The sequence below is a fragment of the Pseudomonas graminis genome (assembly GCF_013201545.1).
Classification (GTDB): domain Bacteria; phylum Pseudomonadota; class Gammaproteobacteria; order Pseudomonadales; family Pseudomonadaceae; genus Aquipseudomonas.
On record NZ_CP053746.1, the window covers coordinates 221,395 to 241,876 of the forward strand.

The 20,482-nt window shown below is 61.2% G+C and carries 23 protein-coding genes; 17 read left to right on the top strand and 6 right to left on the bottom strand.

The window, feature by feature from the left end; genetic code table 11:
• Window positions 1–231: 231 nt before the first annotated feature.
• Complete coding sequence (locus FX982_RS24645; RefSeq protein ID WP_367948771.1) at window positions 232–588, top strand: response regulator; 357 nt, start codon at window positions 232–234, stop codon at window positions 586–588.
• A gap of 28 nt (window positions 589–616) precedes the next feature.
• On the opposite strand, the gene FX982_RS01060 is transcribed toward FX982_RS24645, so the two are convergent.
• From FX982_RS01060 to FX982_RS01075, 4 genes are all read right to left on the bottom strand, one after another.
• On the bottom strand, window positions 617–1,057 hold the full coding sequence (locus FX982_RS01060) for a DUF421 domain-containing protein (RefSeq protein WP_122622233.1): 441 nt from the start codon (window positions 1,055–1,057) through the stop codon (window positions 617–619).
• A 7-nt stretch (window positions 1,058–1,064) separates the two neighbouring features.
• The gene (locus tag FX982_RS01065) at window positions 1,065–1,577 is read right to left on the bottom strand and encodes a hypothetical protein (protein WP_172609314.1); all 513 of its coding nucleotides are present in this window, start codon (window positions 1,575–1,577) and stop codon (window positions 1,065–1,067) included.
• 204 nt (window positions 1,578–1,781) lie between these two features.
• Complete coding sequence (locus FX982_RS01070) at window positions 1,782–2,780, bottom strand: NAD(P)H-quinone oxidoreductase (protein ID WP_172609315.1); 999 nt, start codon at window positions 2,778–2,780, stop codon at window positions 1,782–1,784.
• 96 nt (window positions 2,781–2,876) lie between these two features.
• Window positions 2,877–4,052 carry a saccharopine dehydrogenase family protein gene (locus FX982_RS01075; protein ID WP_172609316.1) on the bottom strand — a complete coding sequence of 392 codons (1,176 nt, stop codon included), beginning with the start codon at window positions 4,050–4,052 and terminating at the stop codon, window positions 2,877–2,879.
• A 110-nt stretch (window positions 4,053–4,162) separates the two neighbouring features.
• On the opposite strand from FX982_RS01075, the gene FX982_RS01080 reads away from it, so the two are divergent.
• Entirely contained in the window at window positions 4,163–5,062 is a 900-nt protein-coding gene (locus FX982_RS01080) for a LysR family transcriptional regulator (RefSeq protein WP_172612950.1), read from the top strand.
• 198 nt (window positions 5,063–5,260) lie between these two features.
• Complete coding sequence (locus tag FX982_RS01085) at window positions 5,261–5,776, top strand: GNAT family N-acetyltransferase (RefSeq protein ID WP_216843205.1); 516 nt, start codon at window positions 5,261–5,263, stop codon at window positions 5,774–5,776.
• 50 nt (window positions 5,777–5,826) lie between these two features.
• Here FX982_RS01085 and FX982_RS01090 read toward each other — a convergent pair whose 3' ends face one another.
• Window positions 5,827–6,294, bottom strand: coding sequence for a TlpA family protein disulfide reductase (locus FX982_RS01090; RefSeq protein WP_108120499.1), 468 nt, complete (start codon window positions 6,292–6,294; stop codon window positions 5,827–5,829).
• A gap of 133 nt (window positions 6,295–6,427) precedes the next feature.
• Between FX982_RS01090 and arsC the strand changes: the two genes are divergently transcribed.
• From arsC to FX982_RS01130, 8 genes are all read left to right on the top strand, one after another.
• The gene (gene arsC / locus FX982_RS01095; RefSeq protein WP_172609317.1) at window positions 6,428–6,781 is read left to right on the top strand and encodes an arsenate reductase (glutaredoxin); all 354 of its coding nucleotides are present in this window, start codon (window positions 6,428–6,430) and stop codon (window positions 6,779–6,781) included.
• Window positions 6,778–7,383, top strand: a complete 606-nt coding sequence (wrbA, locus tag FX982_RS01100; RefSeq protein WP_122535730.1) for an NAD(P)H:quinone oxidoreductase — start codon at window positions 6,778–6,780, stop codon at window positions 7,381–7,383. The genes arsC and wrbA overlap by 4 nt, the downstream gene beginning before the upstream one ends.
• Before the next feature lie 145 nt (window positions 7,384–7,528).
• Window positions 7,529–8,200, top strand: a complete 672-nt coding sequence (locus FX982_RS01105) for a DNA-3-methyladenine glycosylase I (RefSeq protein WP_108120502.1) — start codon at window positions 7,529–7,531, stop codon at window positions 8,198–8,200.
• A gap of 90 nt (window positions 8,201–8,290) precedes the next feature.
• Window positions 8,291–8,974, top strand: coding sequence for a GntR family transcriptional regulator (locus FX982_RS01110; protein WP_172609318.1), 684 nt, complete (start codon window positions 8,291–8,293; stop codon window positions 8,972–8,974).
• Between the two features lie 428 nt (window positions 8,975–9,402).
• Window positions 9,403–10,353, top strand: a complete 951-nt coding sequence (locus FX982_RS01115; RefSeq protein ID WP_172609319.1) for a 4-hydroxyproline epimerase — start codon at window positions 9,403–9,405, stop codon at window positions 10,351–10,353.
• Window positions 10,350–11,486 carry an NAD(P)/FAD-dependent oxidoreductase gene (locus FX982_RS01120; protein WP_172609320.1) on the top strand — a complete coding sequence of 379 codons (1,137 nt, stop codon included), beginning with the start codon at window positions 10,350–10,352 and terminating at the stop codon, window positions 11,484–11,486. Before FX982_RS01115 ends, FX982_RS01120 begins: the two co-directional genes overlap by 4 nt.
• On the top strand, window positions 11,479–11,715 hold the full coding sequence (locus tag FX982_RS01125) for a (2Fe-2S)-binding protein (protein ID WP_065992824.1): 237 nt from the start codon (window positions 11,479–11,481) through the stop codon (window positions 11,713–11,715). Before FX982_RS01120 ends, FX982_RS01125 begins: the two co-directional genes overlap by 8 nt.
• Entirely contained in the window at window positions 11,712–12,992 is a 1,281-nt protein-coding gene (locus tag FX982_RS01130; RefSeq protein ID WP_172609321.1) for an NAD(P)/FAD-dependent oxidoreductase, read from the top strand. Before FX982_RS01125 ends, FX982_RS01130 begins: the two co-directional genes overlap by 4 nt.
• Window positions 12,993–13,219: 227 nt before the next feature.
• Here FX982_RS01130 and FX982_RS01135 read toward each other — a convergent pair.
• A protein-coding gene (locus FX982_RS01135; protein ID WP_172609322.1) for an IS3 family transposase occupies window positions 13,220–14,367 on the bottom strand; the annotation gives its coding sequence in 2 pieces (ribosomal slippage) (window positions 13,220–14,112 and window positions 14,112–14,367; 1,149 coding nt in all).
• A gap of 160 nt (window positions 14,368–14,527) precedes the next feature.
• Here FX982_RS01135 and FX982_RS01140 point away from each other — a divergent pair.
• From FX982_RS01140 to FX982_RS01165, 6 genes are all read left to right on the top strand, one after another.
• Entirely contained in the window at window positions 14,528–15,280 is a 753-nt protein-coding gene (locus FX982_RS01140) for an AraC family transcriptional regulator (protein ID WP_172609323.1), read from the top strand.
• A gap of 355 nt (window positions 15,281–15,635) precedes the next feature.
• Entirely contained in the window at window positions 15,636–16,448 is an 813-nt protein-coding gene (locus FX982_RS01145; protein ID WP_172609324.1) for an ABC transporter substrate-binding protein, read from the top strand.
• Between the two features lie 218 nt (window positions 16,449–16,666).
• Window positions 16,667–18,439 carry a cis-3-hydroxy-L-proline dehydratase gene (lhpI, locus tag FX982_RS01150; RefSeq protein WP_172609325.1) on the top strand — a complete coding sequence of 591 codons (1,773 nt, stop codon included), beginning with the start codon at window positions 16,667–16,669 and terminating at the stop codon, window positions 18,437–18,439.
• Window positions 18,432–19,097, top strand: coding sequence for an amino acid ABC transporter permease (locus FX982_RS01155; protein ID WP_065992814.1), 666 nt, complete (start codon window positions 18,432–18,434; stop codon window positions 19,095–19,097). The genes lhpI and FX982_RS01155 overlap by 8 nt, the downstream gene beginning before the upstream one ends.
• 10 nt (window positions 19,098–19,107) lie before the next feature.
• A complete protein-coding gene (locus FX982_RS01160) occupies window positions 19,108–19,758 on the top strand; it encodes an amino acid ABC transporter permease (RefSeq protein ID WP_122535740.1) in 651 nt (216 codons plus the stop codon).
• On the top strand, window positions 19,751–20,473 hold the full coding sequence (locus tag FX982_RS01165) for an amino acid ABC transporter ATP-binding protein (protein ID WP_065992809.1): 723 nt from the start codon (window positions 19,751–19,753) through the stop codon (window positions 20,471–20,473). Before FX982_RS01160 ends, FX982_RS01165 begins: the two co-directional genes overlap by 8 nt.
• The last annotated feature ends 9 nt before the right edge of the window (window positions 20,474–20,482 follow it).

Sequence of the window (20,482 nt, forward strand, 5' to 3'; positions counted from 1 at the left end):
GATTGTACCGGCTCGTTGGGCACGCTTCGCCGGTCTTGTTGATCGCTATCCCGATATTCAAGGGCGCTTCAGGCTTTGCACAGAACTCGCGGCACTCAGTTATAGCCGTTTACCGGGCAAAGAGACCTGAGTCACGGCTGTATCGGAAGTGGGAACCAGAAGACAGTGGCCCAGTCCAACTGCACGACGAACCAGCATGGACACAGGACAGTGTTATCAACCGTTTTAGTGGTGGAAGATGACTGGCTCATCCGCAGTTTGATCCATGAAATTTTAGAGACCGAAGGCTTCGAGGTGGTAACAGCAGAGACAGGCGACGATGCCTGGGACTGGTTGTGCGAAACCTCGGGAGGGGCCGACCTCATCCTGTCCGACATCCATATGCCGGGTGGGCTGAGCGGTATCGGGCTGGCTAATCGGGTGCAGGCTCATTGGCCCCGGATACCTGTGATCCTGTCCTCCGGGGGACGAGGGCAACAGATCCTGGAGTCTGGATACGCGCCCCTTTTCATCCCTAAACCCTGGCATTCCCAAGACATAGGGACAATCTGTCGACGTGCATTAGCCTTGGCAATTAACCGAGAGTGATCCTGCCGATCCCAGGCCGGGCAGATGATCAGGCGGGGATGATCGAAATCTTGCCGTTTCGCTCCAGAATCGCGTACTTGATCTGCTCCACTCGCTCGAAGCCCTTCTCTATCCTTGCAGCTTCCAGGATGTCATCTTCCTGGATGCGCGCCTCATGCATGCGATGCCGCAGGAAAGCGCCGTTTTCAACGACAATCGTCGGCCCCCCATCAATCAGCTTGGCCAAGCGTTTGGAGCGGCGCTTGACGAGGGAAAGCCCGATGTCGATCACCATCAAGGTCACGATGACCAGAATCGCATTGGTCACGGAGAAGTCATCGCCCAGCAGTGCTTGCTGGGTGGCTTCGCCAATGACCATCAGCAGCACGAAATCAAACGACGTCAACTCGCCCAATGATCGTCGGCCAGAAATCTTGAAGAGCACCATCAGTGCCAGATAAATCGCACCCGCGCGTAGTACGGCGTCCATTGAGCACCTATGGGTAGATAAACTGAGTAACGGGAATGTGGCCGCCGCCAACGATACCGATCCGACTTTTAAACAGCCCAATGCCGTTGCTGCGCCATGAAATAAAGAGTGTGACGTGACCGCTCTTGTCGTTGGGGAACGTAAGGCTCAAACCTTCAGGACTGCCCACGGAGCTGACCGGCTGCGGCTGGATAGACTCGATGCTGAAGCCATCCAGCATCGGCTTGCCAATGGACAGCGTGACCTCTTTGCCCGGCTGTCCCGTGGCCTGAACGACCATTGGATTGGTTCCGCCGCCTCGGTGGAAACGCTCGTATTCCACCGTCAGATCACCCTGCTCACTCACCGCTTCGACTGTGCTGAGCGGGCCTCTGGAAAACAGGCCAAGTAACGTCAGGATGACAACCGCCGTCAGCACATACCAGCCAACCCTCTGGAACTTCCAGACTTTGCGCTGCAGCGCAATGTCCTCGGCAACGGGGTGTTCACGGTCCTGCATTTCCTGCTCTAAGAGGCTCATACGCATCACTCGTCGGGACTAGCGATGTGACCGCTTTGGTCTGTGTGAAGTTCTGGTGCGGTAAGCGTGTGCTGCTGATTCCTCAGCATGTGACTAAAACCGGACAGAAGCAGGCGCTCGCCACCCCCACGACCATGGACACCTCAAACAAAAAATGAACATCGCCCGGCGGGCAGTCAATGATGCGCACCGGGCGATTTCCATTCACAACACCTTCAGCACGATTTTGCCGACATGGTCGCCCTGTTCCATTCGCTGATGCGCTTGTGCTGCGTCGGCGAGGGGGAAAACACGGTCAATGATCGGCAAGCATTCGCCTTGACTGAACAACGGCCAGACATTGGCTCGTATGGCGCGAGCAATCTCGGCTTTTTCCTCCGCGCTGCGCGAACGCATCATCGACCCGGTCACCGAGCCTTGCTTTTCCATCAACGCCAGCAGATTGAAGTCCTTGACAGAGCTGCCGCCCAGGAAACCGATAATGACCAGTCGACCGCGTCGTGCAAGTGACGCCACGTTGTTCTCGAAGTAGCTCCCGCCCATGATGTCGAGAATCACGTCCACGCCCTTCTCGTGGGTTTGCCGGGCGATCTCTTGAGCGAAGTCCACCTCGCGGTAATTGATCGCTTCGCCACCCAGTTCGCGGATCCGGTCGCACTTTTCCTGGCTGCCAGCCGTTGCGAATGCCTTGATCCCCAGGGCCTTGCACAGCATCAGCGCGGTCGTACCAATGCCGCTGGTGCCGCCATGGATCAATACGGTGCAGCCTTCTCGGGCACGGCCCAGCTCGAAAAGATTGGCCCACACGGTGAAGAATGTTTCCGGAATGGCCGCGGCCTGAATCATGTCGACGCCGTCGGGGACCGGTAATGATTGGGTAGCCGCCACAACGCAGTATTCGGCGTAACCACCGCCATTGGTCAGGGCACATACCTTGTCGCCCAGCTTGAAATCGGCCACGTTTGCGCCAACCCCAACAACCTCACCGGCCACTTCCAGCCCGGGCACAGGGGTCATGCCGGGTTTCATCGGGTATTTGCCCGAACGCTGTATGACATCAGGACGATTGATGCCGGCGGCGTGAACCCGGATCAGCAGCTCGTGATCACCGGGCGTTGGGACATCAGCCTGCAGTAGCTTTAATACGTCAGGGCCACCGGGTTCGGTGATCTCGATGTAGTTCATACGGTTTGGCAGATTCATGGGACACCTTTTGTTGAGAGGGCTAATTGCTGAGAGGGCTAAAGACTCTGAAAGCTGAACGTCCAAGACATTCAGCCTTTTTAGCCGCCTATCGAATTAACCCTCGACGGTAAACCTCAGTCCGGCTTTTTCAGTCAGGCGCTTAAGCAAAGCCTCATTCAACGCCGCCGCGGGCGTCCAGCAACCGCCCGGGGTCTCCTCACGTGTCACATCGAACGCCAGCGCCATCGCTGACTCGGCCAACATCTTGGAGGTCGACAGGTAGCCCGGATCCTCGTCGCAACTCACGGATGCCTTGAGCACCTGACCGTCTGCCAGTTCTGCGATGAACAACACATCATAAAAGCCTGCATCAAGCTCCTTCTGTGTCGGCCCTTGCCCCGGTTGCGGATGACCGCCCTCATTAAAGGAGAAGCCCGCCAGGCCAGGCTCATCGTCTTCGCTCGGTTGTGCCTTGAGCATCAGCATTTCGTCGTACTGAAACGACGTGCCCCACAGGTGCCCTTCCAGCAAGTTTGTGCGATGCACCGCCTTGGAATTGATGCCCGACATGATGAAAGGCCCGACCCAGGTCTGAGCCAGTTCATCCTGGTAGGGGGTCTGGTCATCAGGTTGCTCGACGCCTTTGAATCCTGGTGTGTAGGCAAACGGATCGGCCACCAGTTCACCGAGAGCAGGATCCTGCGCTGCCGCTGCCACCACAGCATCGACACTCAGGAACGTGCCACCGGACAGCACGCCTTGCATGCTGCGCACGCGGCCCCTGATCCGAGGCGCGTAGCGAGCGAACTTCTTCATGACCTGCTGCTGGGTGAACCATACGCCGAGGTCGAACGGCACCGAATCGAAACCACAGGAGAACACCAGTCGCGCGCCCGATGCCTGGGCTTGGGCCTGATGGCTGCCGATCATCCGGGCAATCCAGGGGATCTCCCCCGAGAGGTCAACGTAGTCCGTCCCCAACTCGGCGCAGGCGGCCACCAGGTCCGAGCCATAGACCGAAAACGGCCCTGCGGTGGTGATCACGACCCGGGTCGCGGCAACCATCTCGCGCACGGACGCCCGGTCCTGAGCGTCGGCCACGATCAGCGGCAGCGCTGCGGCGTTTGCCCAACGGTCCCGAATGGCTTCCAGCTTGCTCATGCTGCGACCGGCGATGGCCCATTTAACAGGGCCGTCGACGCCGTATTGAGTGAAGAAGTATTCAGCGACCAGCCGACCGGTGTAGCCCGTGGCGCCAAAAATGATCACATCGAATGTTTGTTTACTCATGGAAAAGATGATTCCTGAAAGCGCCGCAAAGCGAATGCGACACTCTAGCCATCATGGCTACAAATGATTAGATGGTATGGTTGGAATGGACCTATAACCGCAGAGCATCAATCGTGCGCGACAACGTCACCGACCTCCTGGCCCTCCTGCGGGTCGCCCGTGAAGGCAGTTTTACCAAGGCAGCGGCGCAGCTTGGCGTGTCCCAGCCTGCGCTGAGCCGCACCATCACCAAACTGGAATCGCGCCTGGGGGTGCAATTGCTGACCCGCAGTACCCGCAGCGTCGCGCCGACCGAAGCCGGCGCGCGCCTGATCGACAGCATCGGGCCGCATTTTGACGGGATCGAGTCGGGGCTCAACGAGCTGAGCGAACTCAGCGGCATGCCGGCGGGTAGCCTGCGCATCACCTCCATGGAACACGCAACCCAGCTGGTCCTTGCTCCGGCTGCGCTGCAATTGATGACCGACTACCCGGGCATCAAGGTCGAAATCAACGACAGCTACGCCTTGGTCGACATCGTTGCAGAGCGCTTCGATGCCGGTATCCGCCTGGGGGCGCAGCTGGCTCAGGACATGATCAGCATGCCCATTGGCCGGGATTTCCGCATGGCATTGGTGGCCGCTCCTGCCTATCTGGAACACCGTGCTAAACCCCTGACGCCACAGGATCTGACCGAGCACGCCTGTATCAACCTGCGCCAGCCCACCTCGGGAGGATTGTGGGGTTGGCCTTTCGCAAAAAACGGGAGAGAAATCAGAGTACGCGCCGACGGGCATCTGGTGAGTAATAACATCTGGCTCATGCGTGATTTCGTCAGGGCGGGTGCCGGACTGGGCTACTTCCCGGAGCATCTGGTCGAGCAGGATCTGGCACAAGGTCGCCTGGTGCGGCTGATGGAGGACTGGACTGGCACCGTCACCGGGTATCACCTCTACTACCCAAGCCGGCGCCAACACAAACCAGCTTTTCGTCTGCTTCTGGATGCGCTGCGTGAGCAGTCAGGTCGCTGACTGGCATCTTTTGTCCGACTGCAGACGCTGGTGACGAGCCCCTACAGGCCGCCAGACCGCACCTACTTTCCAGTCTGATTGGACTCGGAGCGGTCTCGTCTTCATCATGAAATCACAGGCTGGCAGGACACATCGCCCCGGTAAATATAGGCGTCAGCAAGCCGGAGAAACCATCGGGAAAGCAGGTAACGAGAACATATGATGGAAATGTCAGACGTTAAGCTCGCCCGCGTGACGCGCGCCGATATCGACGAGCTTCTCCACGCGAATCGGGAAAGCCGGGATTACCACGGTCGCTGGGTACAGCCGTTCATAACCGCTTCAGGGTTCGAGGAGTGGTATTCAGCTCAAACCACAGGCGCCAGCGTTGGGCTCGTGGCTCGCGATAGAGAATCCGACCAGATTGTGGGTGTGACCAATCTGAGCCAGATTTTCTATAAAGGATTTCAGAACGCGTATCTCAGCTACTGGGGCATGGTCTCGTTTGCCGGGACGGGAAGAATGTCCCAGGCGGTGGAACTGACGACGAGGTATGCCTTTGAAGAGTTGGGTCTTCACCGTCTCGAGGCCAATATTCAACCTGAAAATGTGCGTTCAATCGCGCTGGTCAAACGTCTCGGATTTCGGAAAGAGGGGTTCTCTCCGAAATACCTGCAGATCGCCGGGGTCTGGTGCGATCACGAGCGCTGGGCGCTTCTGGCCGATGAGCGTTAATCAGCGAGCAGTGCCGTTGCACATCTAAGCTGACTGCCCAATGATCTGCTTCAGCCCTTCCCCTTCAACTCCGTCAGCTTCTGCATTACCCCCGCCGCGGTCTGTTCGCCCATCAACTGCTCACGCACTTTGCCCTTGTCGTCGATGATGTAGGTCACCGGCAGGGCTTCGCTTTTTGGCAGGTCATATTGTTCGGCCGGGTCTTGGGCCAGGACGGTGAAGGTGATGCCCAGCGCTTTGCTTGCGCTCTTCAGGTCTTCGCCCTGGAGGTTGTCGAAGTTGACGCCGAACACACTGACGTTCTGGCCTTTGACTTGCTCGGACAGTGTGTTCAGCTCGGGGATTTCCGTCCGGCACGGGCCGCACCATTCGGCCCAGTAATTGACCACCAGCCAGTGCTTGTCGACGCGGCTGCTGGCCACTTTCTCGCCATTCTGGTCGGTGCCGAGGTCTACGCCGCACCCGCTGAGCAACAGACTTCCAATCAGTGCTGCCGCCGCTGCCAATCGCCTTGCCATGATGCTGTTTCCTTCTAGGTGCTCTTTTTTCCAGATGCACGCTACGCGATTGTGCATCGCTCGCCGCGTGTTACCGGTCGTTACCGTGACGCAGGTAGAATAGCCGCCACCAAAGGCAAGATGCGACCCGCAAATGACCGATCTCACGCTTTATCACAACCCGCGTTGCACCAAATCCCGTGGCACGCTGGAATTGCTTGAAGCCCGCGGCCTGACGCCGACCATCATTCATTACCTGGAGACCCCGCCCGACGCCGCACAACTGCGCGACCTGCTGGGCAAGCTCGGCATCGGTGCTCGCGGTCTGCTGCGCAAAGGTGAGGACGAATACAAAACCCTGAACCTGGCTGACACCAGCCTCAGCGACGAGCAGCTGATCACCGCGATGGCTGCGCATCCGAAGTTGATCGAACGCCCTATCCTCGTCGTTGGCGACAAGGCCGTGATTGGCCGTCCGCCGGAAAACATTCTGGAGATCCTGCCATGAGCGCGCCCTACATTCTGGTTCTGTTTTACAGCCGTAACGGCGCGACTGCAGAGATGGCGCGGCAGATCGCCCGTGGTGTGGAGATGACCGGCATGGAAGCGCGCCTGCGCACAGTGCCAGCGGTGTCTACCGATTGCGAAGCCGTGGCGCCGAGCATTCCGGACGCCGGCGCCTTGTACGCCACTCTGGATGACCTGAAAAACTGTGCGGGCCTGGCCTTGGGCAGCCCGACCCGCTTCGGCAACATGGCCGCGCCGCTGAAGTACTTTCTCGACGGGACCAGCAATCTGTGGCTGACCGGCGCACTGGTAGGCAAACCGGCCAGCGTGTTCACCTCTACCGCCAGCCTGCACGGCGGTCAGGAAACCACGTTGCTGTCGATGCTGTTGCCGTTGTTGCACCACGGCATGCTGATCAGCGGCCTGCCCTACAGCGAAGCGGCGTTGATCGAAACTCGGGGCGGCGGCACGCCTTATGGCGCCAGTCATCACGCGGGTGCCGATGGCAAGCGCGCGCTGGATGAGCACGAAACCACCCTGTGCCGTTCGCTGGGTCAGCGGCTGGCGAAAACCGCGCTGTTGCTCGACCCGGCCAAGGGCTAATAGCCCAAGGCGTTGCTCGCGCGCGATTGCTGGAACCCCTCGCTCAAACCGGGTCAAACACAGAGCCCCCTGCCGGGGCTCCGGGTCTGAACTCGGAATGCGCTAAACCAGCGATCGCGCACATGAATTTTGTTTTGGAGAGGGCATGCAAGACTACAAATGGCTCCATGAATACTGCCTCAACCGCTTTGGTTCCGTCGCCGCCCTCGAGGCGCATCTGCCCACTCCCGCCACGCCGAAAAAACTGAAAGCCCTCAGCGACGACCGTTACCTGTCGACCATGGCGCTGCGGGTGTTTCGTGCCGGCCTCAAGCACAGCCTGGTGGACGCCAAATGGCCGGCCTTCGAGCAGGCCTTCTTCGGCTTCGATCCGGAAAAGGTCACGCTGATGGGCGGCGATCACCTTGAACGCCTGATGCAGGACGCGCGGATCATCCGCCACCTGGGCAAGCTCAAAAGCGTGCCGCGCAACGCCCAGTTGATCCTCGACATCGCCCACGAACACGGCAGCTTCGGCAATTTCATTGCTGAATGGCCGGTGACCGACATCGTCGGGCTGTGGCGTTATCTGTTTAAGCACGGCAATCAAATGGGCGGGCTGTCATCGCCGCGCTTTTTGCGCATGGTCGGCAAGGACACCTTCATCCCCAGCCATGACGTGGTCGCTGCGCTCAACGCCCAGAAGATTGTCGACCGCGTGCCCAGCAGCCAGCGCGATCAGGCAGCGGTCCAGGCGGCGTTCAACCAATGGCATGCCGAGAGCGGACGGCCGATGTGTCAGCTGTCGATGATGCTGTCGTACACCGCCAACCATTGATCGTTTTGCCGGTGGAGTGAAAAGACACAGCGCGTAACAAATCGGACGTCGTATACAATATTCGCCGTCCCCCAATGCTGAGTCATCCGCGTGCCTTTCCTTCTTCCTGACGCCCCCAACCTCGGTGTCGCGCCCTCCGCGTCCGAGGTGATTTCCAAGTACCTGCGCGAGTCGATCATCTCCGGCCAGTTCGCCGAGGACGAGCCGATTCGTCAGGACGACATCGCCCGCGTGTTCAACGTCAGCAAGATCCCCGTGCGCGAAGCGCTCAAGCGTCTGGAAGCCGAAGGGCTGGTGCAGTTCCAGCGCAACAAGGGCGCCGTGGTCACGCGGATTTCCGAGCCGGAGCTGGCGCAGATTTTTGAAGTGCGGGTGCTGCTGGAAGTGCAGGCCATCCGTCTCGCCGTGCCGCGTATGACCGCTGCACAGCTGGATCGGGCCCGGGCTATCTGTGACGAGTTCATGCACGACGACGACATCGGGCGCTGGGCCGAGCTGAACTGGGCGTTTCACACCTGTTTGTATGAAGCGGCGCAGCGGCCGTTTTTGCTGAACATGATTCGCTCGATCCACGACAAGGTCGAACGCTACCTGCGGGTGCAGATGAGTTTCGACGAAGGCAAAGAGCGCGCCGACCTGGAACACCGCGAGATCCTCAAAGCCTGTGCCGATCGTGACGTGGACAAAGCCGCCGAACTGATCGAACACCACATCATCGGCGTCTGCCGAACCCTCTACGCCCACCTGCCCCACGCCGTGCTCAGCGAAATCTAAGTGAAGGTCGCTGTGCCGATTTCGTCATTGGGAAGAGCGAAATCGGTCAAGACCTTGGCCGTCGTTCCCGGCACTCTTGCCTCAATAGTGAAGTTGCTCCGCGCCGCGATCTGTAGGACCGGCTTTAGCCGGGAAGAGGTCAGTGTAATCACCACAAAACTTGCGGCGTGACGACCGAGGCCTTCCCGGCTGAAGCCGGTCCCACAGGATCGTGATAGCCAGTTACGTCGGGTGTACGCAATGCTTTAGTGGGACCGGCTTTAGCCGGGAAGAGGTCAGTGTGAACACCATAAATCTCGGGTGCGACGACCGACGCCTTCCCGGCTGAAGCCGGTCCCACTAGAGATCGTCGTAGCCAGCTCCACCGGGTGCACGCGCCGGTCCCGCTGGGGTCGTGGTGGCCATTAATAACCGCTTGAGGGGAATACATGAAACGCATCCAGATCCTCGATTCTCATACCGGCGGTGAGCCGACGCGGCTGGTGCTCGGCGGGTTTCCCGATCTCGGGCGGGGCAGCATGGCTGAGCGGCGTCGGCTTCTGGCTGAACAATTTGATGACTGGCGTGCCGCCACCGTGCTCGAACCTCGCGGCAGCGATGTGCTGGTCGGCGCGCTGTTGTGCGAGCCGGTCGATCCGGAGGCGTGCGCCGGGGTGATCTTCTTCAACAACAGCGGGTACCTGGGCATGTGCGGCCACGGCACCATTGGGCTGGTGGTCTCACTGGCGCATCTGGGCAAGATCGGCCCCGGCGTGCATCGCATCGAAACCCCGGTCGGCACGGTTCAGGCCACGCTGCACGAAGACCGCTCCGTCAGCGTCGACAACGTCCCTTCCTACCGCTATCGCAAGAACTTCGTCGTCGAGGTGCCTGAACTCGGCAGCGTGACCGGCGACATCGCCTGGGGCGGCAACTGGTTTTTCCTGATCGCCGACCACGGCCTGAGCGTCGCCGCCGATAACCTCGACGCCCTCACCGACTACACCTGGAAGGTCCGTCAGGCCCTGGAAAGCCAGGGCATTCGCGGCGAAGACGGCGGCGTCATCGACCACATCGAGCTGTTCGCCGACGACGACCACGCCGACAGCCGCAACTTCGTGCTCTGCCCCGGCAAAGCCTACGACCGCTCGCCCTGCGGCACCGGCACCAGCGCCAAACTGGCGTGCCTGGCAGCAGACGGCAAACTTCAGCCCGGTACGCTGTGGCAGCAGGCCAGCGTGATCGGCAGCCAATTCGAAGGCAGTTTCGTCTGGGAGCACGGCGAGCGGCAGGCGGGGGATCGTATCGTGCCGACCATTCGTGGCCGCGCCTACATCAGCGCCGAAGCAACCTTGTTGCTGGACGACGAAGACCCGCTCGCCTGGGGCATTCGCTCGTGACCAACGCGTCCACGCTACAAGGCCATGTCGCTGATGTGATCGCTATCGGCGGCGGCATCATCGGCGCGGCGTGTGCGGACGAGCTGGCGTCTCAGGGCTTGCACGTGCTGGTGCTGGATTGTCAGCGCCCCGCCGCGACGGCTGCGGGCATGGGCCATCTGGTGGTACTGGACCACACCGCGGCCGAGTTGGCGCTGGGGGAGTATTCGGTCAGGGCGTGGCGCGAGCTGGCTTCGCAGATGCCGGACGACTGCGCGATGCGCACCAACGGCACCCTGTGGCTGGCCTGCAATGAAGAAGAAATGGAAGAAGCCGAGCGCAAGCATGCGGCGCTGAGCGAATACGGTCTGGCCTGCGAGTTGCTGTCCGGTGCCGAGCTGGCAAGGGCGGAACCGTCTTTGCGAGACGGCCTGCTCGGCGCATTGAAAGTTAGTGGCGACGGCATTCTGTACGCGCCCAATGCCGCGCGCTGGCTATTGCAGCGCCAGTCTTCACGGGTGGTTCAGTGTCAGGCAGAAGTCGTGGAAGTCCACGGCAACCGTGTTCGGCTGGCGAGTGGTGAATGGCTGCAAGCCCCGGCCGTCGTGCTGGCCAGCGGCATCTACGCCCGCGAGCTGTGCCCTGACCTGCCCTTGCAAGCGAAGAAAGGCCATCTGCTGATCACCGACCGCTACCCCGCGCAGATCACCCACACGCTGGTCGAGCTGGGCTACGTCACCAGCGCCCACAAGGGCAACGGCCCCTCGGTGGCGTTCAATGTGCAGCAGCGCCCGACCGGCCAATTGTTCATCGGCTCATCGCGGCAGTTCGACAACCACGACCCTGAGGTGGACGCGGCCATGCTCGGGCGGATGCTGCGCCGGGCGCTGGATTTCCTCCCAAGTCTGGGCGAGATGAACGGCCTTCGCAGCTGGACCGGCTTTCGCTCCGCCAGCCCCGACGGTCAGCCGCTGATCGGCGAGCACCCGCATCAACCCGGGCTGTGGCTGGCGGTCGGGCACGAAGGCCTCGGCGTCACCACCGCAACCGGCACCGCCCGCTTGCTGGCCGCGCAAATGCTGCGCACTCGGCCGCCCCTCGACCTGGAACCCTATCTGCCGCAACGCTTTATCGGAGCCCGCGCCCATGCCTGAGTTGAGCATCGATGGTCAGCCCTTTCGCTTCGCCCAAGGCACCACGGTGGCCGCCGCGCTGATGTCGAGCGGCGATCGCTGCAGCCGCACATCGGTCAGCGGCCAGCGCCGCGCGCCCTTGTGTGGCATGGGGATTTGCCAGGAATGCCGGGTGAGCATCGACGGCCTGCGCCGACTGGCCTGCCAGACGATCTGCCGCGACGGCATGCGCGTCGAGACTCAGCCATGACCGTAACCGTGACCGCGACAACGACCGAGCATGTCGATCTGCTGATCATCGGCGCAGGTCCGGCGGGCATGGCGGCGGCTCTGGCGGCGGCGCCTCGCGGGCTGAGCATCGCCCTGCTCGACGACAACCCGCTGCCGGGCGGGCAGATCTGGCGCGACGGCCCACATGCTCAGGTGCCGAAACAGGCTCGGGATATGCGCGGGCAATTGCAGGGCATGAACAACGTTCGCCTGCACAGCGGCTGCAAAGTGGTCACGCTGGCGGGGCCGAAACGCTTGCTGCTGGAAGACGCCGAGCGCGGCTGGGTATTGAGTTACGACACACTGATTCTGTGCACCGGTGCGCGGGAGCGGCTGCTGCCCTTCCCCGGCTGGACGCTGCCGGGGGTCACTGGCGCCGGCGGTTTGCAGGCGCTGATAAAAGGCGGCTTGCAGGTGACAGACGAGCGCATCGTCATCGCCGGAACCGGCCCGCTGTTGCTGGCGTCGTCGGCGACCGCGCAGAAGCACGGCGCCGAGGTCGTGCGAATCGCCGAGCAGGCGCCCTTGAGCGCCGTCGCCGGATTTGCCGCGGGGCTGTGGCGCTGGCCGAACAAGGCGATTCAGGCGATCACGCTGGCCAGTGCCGCCTATCGAACCTCGGCCCATGTGCTGGCGGCGCTGGGCACGGATCGTCTGGAAGGCGTTCGCGTTCAGGTGGGCGACACCGTTGAAGAGCTGGCCTGCGAGCGTCTAACCTGCGGTTTCAGTCTGGTGCCCAATACCGAGATCGCCCAGGCACTGGGCTGCACCGTGCGGGATCAGGCCATTGTGGTCGACGACTGGCAGGCGAGCAGTCTGGCTGATCACTTCGCAGCAGGGGAATGCACCGGTTTCGGCGGCAGCGAACTGGCATTGGTCGAAGGGCGTATTGCCGGGCTGGTGGCGGTGGGTGAACGGGACAAGGCCCGAGGCTTGTGGGCTGAGCGGCAGCGCTGGCAGGGTTTTGCGGATCGGTTGAACACGGCGTTCCGCCTGAATCCGGCGCTGAAACATCTGGCGATGCCGGAAACGATAGTCTGCCGCTGTGAGGACGTGCGTTACGCGGACCTGGCGAATCATGGCAGTTGGACCGGCGCCAAACTCGCCACCCGCTGTGGAATGGGCGCGTGTCAGGGGCGCATCTGTGCAACGGCGGCGCAGACGTTGTTCGGCTGGGAACCCCCGTTGTTACGCCCGCCCTTCAGCCCGGCGCGGATTTCGACGCTGGCGTGTCTGGACGAGGGTGCCCCTGTTTAAAGCGCCTGATTTATTAAATTGCGTGAGTGAACGGGGTGGCGCTCCACCTTGCTCACAAAGACGGTGTTCCGAACGCGGAATATCCAGCGGATGTCTCGCCCCCTTCGCGAGCAAGCTCGCTCCCACAGTTTCTTCGTCTGCAAGGATATCGGCACTCAGAGCGCTGTTCCAAGAGGACTGATTTATTGAAGTGGTCAACTTTTTCCGGACACCTCAATCGGTGATTGTCAGACCGCTTGCCGCTCGTACTGATTGGGCGTCATGTTGCCCAACGTCGAGTGCAATCGCCCCTCGTTATAGAACCGCACGATGTAATCAGTGATGTCCTTTATTGCTTCGCCGTGGTTGGCGTAATCCTTTCTCCAGGTGCGCTCCATCTTTAGGTTCAGGAAGAAGCGCTCCATCACTGCATTGTCCCAGCAATTACCTTTTCGGCTCATGCTGCAACGCATCCCGTTGCGAGTCAGCAGCGATTGATAAGCAGCTCCCGCGTACTGGCTGCCTCTGTCCGAGTGGGCAATCAGGCCCGGTTCAGGCTGCCTTTGAGCAATGGCCAGTTGCATCGCGCTGGTCACCAGTTCGGCGCGCATATGGGGTGCCATGGCCCAGCCGACGATTTTGCGTGAAAACAGGTCCATAACCGCAGCCAGATAGACCCAACCGCTTCGTGTGCGTATATAGGTGATGTCTGCGACCCATGACTGATTGATTGCCTTGGGGTTGAACTGGCGATTAAGCAGGTTTTCAGCAACCGGCAAGTTGTGGTTACTGTCGGTTGTGTGGATAAACTTGCGCTTCCAGATCGGGCGCAGACCCTGCTGTTTCATGAGGCGACGAACCTTGAAACGACCGATGGAAACACCTTCATCACGCAGCGCGCCCAGCACGCGGCGGCTACCGTAGCAGTGTTCTTTGGACTCGAATGTCGCCTTGACCATGGCCGCTGCATTGCAGATGGGCTTGGGTTTCTGGCAACGTTGGCGAGCTTCATAGAACCCGGAACGACTGATCCGCAAAACCCGGCAGATATGAGCCACCGGGTAGGCCTTGCGATGTAATTGGTGAACCAGTTGATGGATCACTTCAATTCGCGGGCAAAGAAGGCCGTGGCTTTTTTTAGGATGTCGTTGTCCATTTTTAGCTGCCGAATCTGCTGCTCCAACTGACGAATTCGCTGCTGCTCACTGGTCAATGGATTACCAATACCCGGCCCGCCCAACAGCTCGGCCTTGTATTGCTCAACCCAACGACGCACTGCCGTATCACTCAGATTCATGTCAAGACAGACCGAGTTCACGCTCTGGCCCTGATCGACGATGAGCTTGCAGACATCAAGCTTGAAGGCTGCATCGAATTTTCTGTATTTCTTGGTCATGATCGTTCCTCAATGGGTACAGTTTCCCCCATTGAGGTGTCCGGGGTCATTAGGCCAGCTCATATTGATACGGCGACTCCAGCCGCCCCGCCGACTAGCCGCCGCATCCAACATCCCGCATCATCGATCCATCTTCTGCCCGGCCCTCCCGCCCGTGAACATGATCGACCTCATCCCCACCGCGCCCTTGCACAACCTCGACCAACTGCTTGCCAGCCTGGCGTTGGTCGCGCCGCTGTTCGATACCCTTCCCGGGGTGGTGTTCTTCGTCAAAGACGCCCAGGCCCGCTATGCGCTGGTCAACCAGACGCTGGTACAGCGCTGCGGTTTCAAAGAGAAAAGCCAGATCGTCGGGCTGACCGCCGAGGAAGTGTTCCCCGCCCGCTTCGGGCCGTTGTACACCGCCCAGGACCGCCGTGTCCTGGCCGATGGCAGGCAACTCAGCGATCAGCTGGAGCTGCACCTGTATTACGGCAATCAGCCGATCTGGTGCCTGACCCACAAGATCGCACTGCGCGACCGGCACGGCGCAATCATCGGGCTGGCGGGTATTTCCCGGGATCTGCAAATCCTGCAGACGACCCATCCGGCGTATCAGAAGCTGGTCGAGGTCGACGCTTACATCCGCGAACACTTCGCGCGGCCCATCACCCTTGAGCAACTGACGGCCATTGCCGGGCTGTCCATCGCCCAGCTGGAGCGGCACTGCAAACGCATCTTCCAGCTGACGCCCCGACAGATGATTCACAAGGCGCGGCTGGGTGAGGCGTCGCGGTTGTTGCAGGAAGACCTGTCGATCACCGAGATCGCCTTGCGCTGCGGGTACACCGATCACAGCGCGTTCAGCCGCCAGTTCAAGGCACTGACCGGGGCGTCGCCGAGTGAGTATCGGGGTTCGCGAAAGCGCATCTGAATTGGTTGCTCCCCTGTAGGAGTGAGCTTGCTCGCGAAGCGGCCGGTACGGACACAACATCTTTAGCGTCTGACGTGCAGTCTTCGCGAGCAAGCTCACTCCTACCGGGGCGAGTCATCGGGGAGGATGCATTCACGCCGCGGTACACCAACGTGCATCAATGAAGCACGCTGCTCATTCCTGCTCCTTTATGTAACACCGCACCGCGCTCCTGGAACACCTATCCAAACCCCGGCCCGCTGATCCAGAGCCCTGCACGGCATGCTGGCGAAACAGGCACGCTGCGTGCATATGAAATATCGTATACGAAATTACTTATCCGACCGTTTCTCCCTTTGCACGCACCGAGGCTTCTATGAAAAACCAAGCTGTCGCCGTCGCCCTCCTCGCCGTCATGAGCTCTTCTTTTATCAACACCGCGCTGGCCGACAAGCTCGATGACATCATCGACTCCGGCAAACTGCGATGCGCCGTGACCCTGGACTTCCCGCCGATGGGGTCCCGTGACGACAAGAACAACCCGGTCGGATTTGACGTCGATTACTGCAACGACCTGGCGAAGGTGCTGGGCGTGACTGCCGAGGTGGTGGAAACGCCGTTTCCGGACCGCATTCCTGCGTTGGTTTCAGGGCGCGCCGACGTGATCGTGGCGTCGACCTCGGACACCCTGGAGCGGGCGAAAACCGTGGGCATGACCATCCCCTATTTCGCCTTCCAGATGGTGGTGCTGACCCGCGACGACGCTGGCATCAACAGCTACGACGACCTCAAGGGCAAGGATGTCGGCAACACCAGCGGCACGTTCGAAGCCATCGCGCTGGAGAAGGATCAGAAGAAATGGGGCAGCGGCAGTTTCCGCGCGTACCAGACCCAGAACGACACCATCCTCGCCGTCGCCCAGGGCCACATCAAAGCGTCGGTGGTGACCAACACCGTCGCGGCTGCCTCGATCAAGTCCGGCAAGTACAAAGGCCTGAAGATTGCCGGTAACGCGCCCTACACCATCGACTATGTTTCCCTTGCAGCCAAGCGTAACGAGTACGGGCTGATTCATTACCTGAACCTGTTTGTGAACCAGCAAGTGCGCTCGGGACGCTATGCCGAGCTGTATGAAAAGTGGGTGGGCGGCAAGCCGGTGGATCTGACCGTGCCGGGCGTCTATTACTGAGTTGGCGCACGCAAGTGATCGCCTGATCGTTCCCACGCTCTGCGTGGGAATGCAGCCCCTGACGCTGATCGTTCCCACGCTCTGCGTGGGAATGCAGCCCCTGACGCTCCGCGTCAAAACGCACAACGCAGAGCGTCGCAAGCGGCATTACCACGCGGAGCGTGGGAACGATCATCGGCGTCATCCTCAGAAACGGGTCATTCATTCAGGAGCCCACGATGTCTGAAGTCTCGTTGAACGGGCGCTGTCTCGTCACCGGCAGCGCCCAGGGCGAATTGCTGTATGCCGACGTGGGCCTGAGTTTCTGGGGCGGGGTCGAACCGTTTACCGGTGAAGTCATCGACCGTCATCACCCCCTCAGCGGCCAGTTCATCAGCGGCCGGGTGCTGGCCATTCCCAGCGGGCGCGGCTCGTGCACCGGCAGCAGCGTGTTGCTGGAACTGATCCTCAACGGCCACGCACCGGCCGCACTGGTCTTCGAACGCGTCGAAGACATCCTCACCCTCGGCGTGCTGATCGCCGAGCAAATGTTCGGCCATTCGATTCCGGTGATCAGCCTCGGAGAAGCGGGTTTTGCGGCGCTGCGGAACACCGCTTTCGTGCGGGTCGAGGATGACCGCGTGAGCGGCTTTTCCAGCCCTCCGCCTCCACTTCTTCGCGATCAAACGAACCAGACGAGTCATCGCCCGCTCAGCCAGATTTCACTCACCGAAACCGACCAGGGCTTTCTCGACGGCGCTTACGGCAAAGCCGCGCAAGTGGCGATGGGCATCATCCTGCGCATGGCCGAGCTGCAAGGCGCGACCGAACTGCTGGACATCACCCAGGCGCACATCGACGGCTGCATCTACACCGGGCCGGCCAGCCTGCGGTTCGCCCGGCAGCTGGTGGCCTGGGGCGCCAGGGTCCGTGTGCCGACCACCCTCAATTCCATCTCCGTGGACAAGCGACGCTGGCGCGAACTGGGCGTTGATCCGGCCCTCGGCGAGCCGGCCAGTCAGCTGGGCGATGCGTATCTGGAGATGGGCGCGCGGGTGAGTTTTACCTGCGCGCCGTACCTGCTGGACAGTGCACCGGAGCTGGGGGAGCAGATCGTCTGGGCCGAATCCAACGCCGTGGTGTACGCCAACAGCGTGATTGGCGCGCGCACCCTGAAATACCCCGATTACCTCGACATCTGCATCGCCCTTACCGGCCGCGCACCGAAGATCGGCTGCCACCTGACCCAGCAACGGCTGGCGACTCTGCGCATCGATGTCCCTGCACTGGACGGCGTCGACGACAGTTTCTACCCGCTCTTCGGTTATCACGTCGGGTTGCTCTGCGGCGCCTCGATCCCGGTGATCTGCGGGCTGGAAACCAAGGCGCCGACGCTGGATGACCTCAAGGCATTTGGCGCGGCATTCGCCACCACCTCTGCTGCGCCGATGTTTCATATCACCGGCGTAACCCCCGAAGCCACCACCGCCGAGCTGGCGCTGGGCGGGCACGCGCCGGACAAAACCCTGAGCGTCAGCCCCGCGGACTTGCTGCACAGCTGGCGCGAACTGAACAGCGCGCAGACGCCAGCAGTGGACGCCGTGACCTTGGGCAATCCGCATTTTTCCCTAAGCGAATGCGCGACGCTGGCGCACCTGTGTAGCAGCCAGCGCAAACACGAAAACGTGGCGATCGTGATTACCTGCGGCCGCGCCACCCTGGAGCGCGCGCAACAGGCCGGCTATGTGCAAACGCTCGAAAACTTCGGCGTTCAGTTCGTCACTGACACCTGCTGGTGCATGCTCGGCGAGCCCGTCATTCCGCCGACCGCGCGCAACCTGATGACCAACTCCGGCAAATACGCGCACTACGCCCCCGGCCTGGTGGGGCGTCGCGTGCACTTCGCCAGCCTGGCCGAGTGCGTCGACAGCGCCATCACCGGCGTTGCCAGCGGGCGCCTGCCGGCCTGGTTGATGGCGGCGCACCAGGCGGAGGTCAGCGCAAATGTTTGATTACAACTTCCACTGGCGCGCAGCGTTCAAAGCCCTGCCCGACATGCTCAACGGCGCGTGGGTCACCTTCGAAACCGCCGCGCTGTCGATGATCCTCGGCGTCACCATCGCGCTGTTTCTGGTGTTCATGCGCCAAGGCAAGAACCGCCTGTTCCGGGGTTTCGCCGCGACCTGGATTTCCATCGCGCGCAACACGCCGTCGCTGTTTCAGGTGTACATCCTGTATTTCGGCCTGGGCTCGTTCGGCCTGCACATCAGCTCGTGGGCCGCGTTACTCGCCGGCATCACCATCAACAACGCGGGCTATCTGGCGGAGAACTTTCGCGGTGGTCTGAAGGCCGTGCCTGATACCCAGTTGCGCGCTGCCCGGTCGCTGGGCATGAGCGCGCCCCAGGCCTATCGACTGATCGTCATTCCGCAGTTGCTGCGCATCGTTTTCTATCCGCTGACCAACCAGATGGTCTGGGCCGTGCTGATGACCTCGATGGGCGTGATCGTCGGCCTCAACAATGACCTCACCGGCGTGACCCAGGATTACAACGTCAAGACCTTCCGCACCTTCGAATTCTTCGCCATTGCGGCGGTGCTCTATTACCTGATCGCCAAGCTGATCGTGGCCGTTGCGCGGCTGCTGTCCTGGCGGCTGTTCCGGTACTGAGGAGATGGGCATGTTCGAGAGCACGTTCACCTGGAACGACCTGCAATTCATGCTTCAAGGCGCCTGGGTCACGATTTTGCTGACGGTGGTGTCGATGTTCATCGGCACGCTGGCCGGGGTGGTCTGCGGCATGGCCCGCGCCCTCCTGCCGCGCAGCACGATTCCGCTGGCCTGGCTGCTGGACGTGTTTCGCAGCGTGCCGTTGCTGATTCAGTTCGTGCTGTTCAATGCGCTGAAAAGCATCGTCGGCCTCAACTGGAGCGCCTTCGCCGTCGCCTGTGTGGTGTTGGGGTTGTACGTGACCGCGTACTGCACGGAGATCGTGCGCAGCGGCGTGCTGTCGGTTCCGCTCAGCCTGCGCCGCGCCAGCCGTTCCCTGGGCCTGACGTACTGGCAGGACCTGCGCCAGATCGTCATGCCGATGGCCACCCGCGTGGCATTTCCCGGCTGGATCAACCTGCTGCTCGGGGTGATGAAAGACACCGCGCTGGTGATGTGGATCGGCATCGTCGAACTGCTGCGCGCCTCGCAAACCATCGTCACGCGCATTCAGGAGCCGCTGTTGGTGCTGTGCATCGCCGGCCTGATTTATTACGTCATGAGTCTGGTGGTCGCCCGGTTAGGCGCCCGGCTGGAAACGAGGTGGCAGGAAAATGATTGAGATCGACAACGTGCACAAATCCTTCGGCGAGCTTGAAGTCATCAAGGGCGTGAGCCTGCAGGTGAACAAGGGCGAAGTGGTGTCGATCATCGGCGGTTCGGGCTCGGGCAAGTCGACGCTGCTGATGTGCATCAACGGCCTGGAATCGATCAAGAGCGGCAGCATTCGCGTCGACGGCACCGAGGTTCATGCCAGGGGCACGGACATCAACAAGCTGCGGCAGAAGATCGGCATCGTCTTTCAACAGTGGAACGCCTTTCCCCATCTGACGGTGCTGGAAAACGTCATGCTCGCCCCGCGCACCGTGCTGGGCAAAAGCAAGGCCGAAGCCGAGGCGCTGGCGGTCAAGCAACTGACCCATGTGGGCCTGGGCGACAAGCTCAAGGTGTTTCCCGGCAAATTGTCGGGCGGTCAGCAACAGCGCATGGCGATTGCCCGGGCGCTGGCAATGTCGCCGGATTACATGCTGTTTGACGAGGCCACGTCGGCCCTCGATCCGCAGCTGGTGGGCGAGGTGCTGGACACCATGCGCATGCTGGCCGAGGACGGCATGACGATGATTCTGGTGACCCACGAAATCCGCTTCGCTCGGGATGTGTCCGACCGCGTGGCGTTTTTCCGCAACGGGCTGGTGCATGAGATCGGCACGCCGGATCAGGTGATCGGCAACCCGCAACGGCCGGAGACGGCGGATTTTTTGCGATCAATCAACTAGAGCCATTTC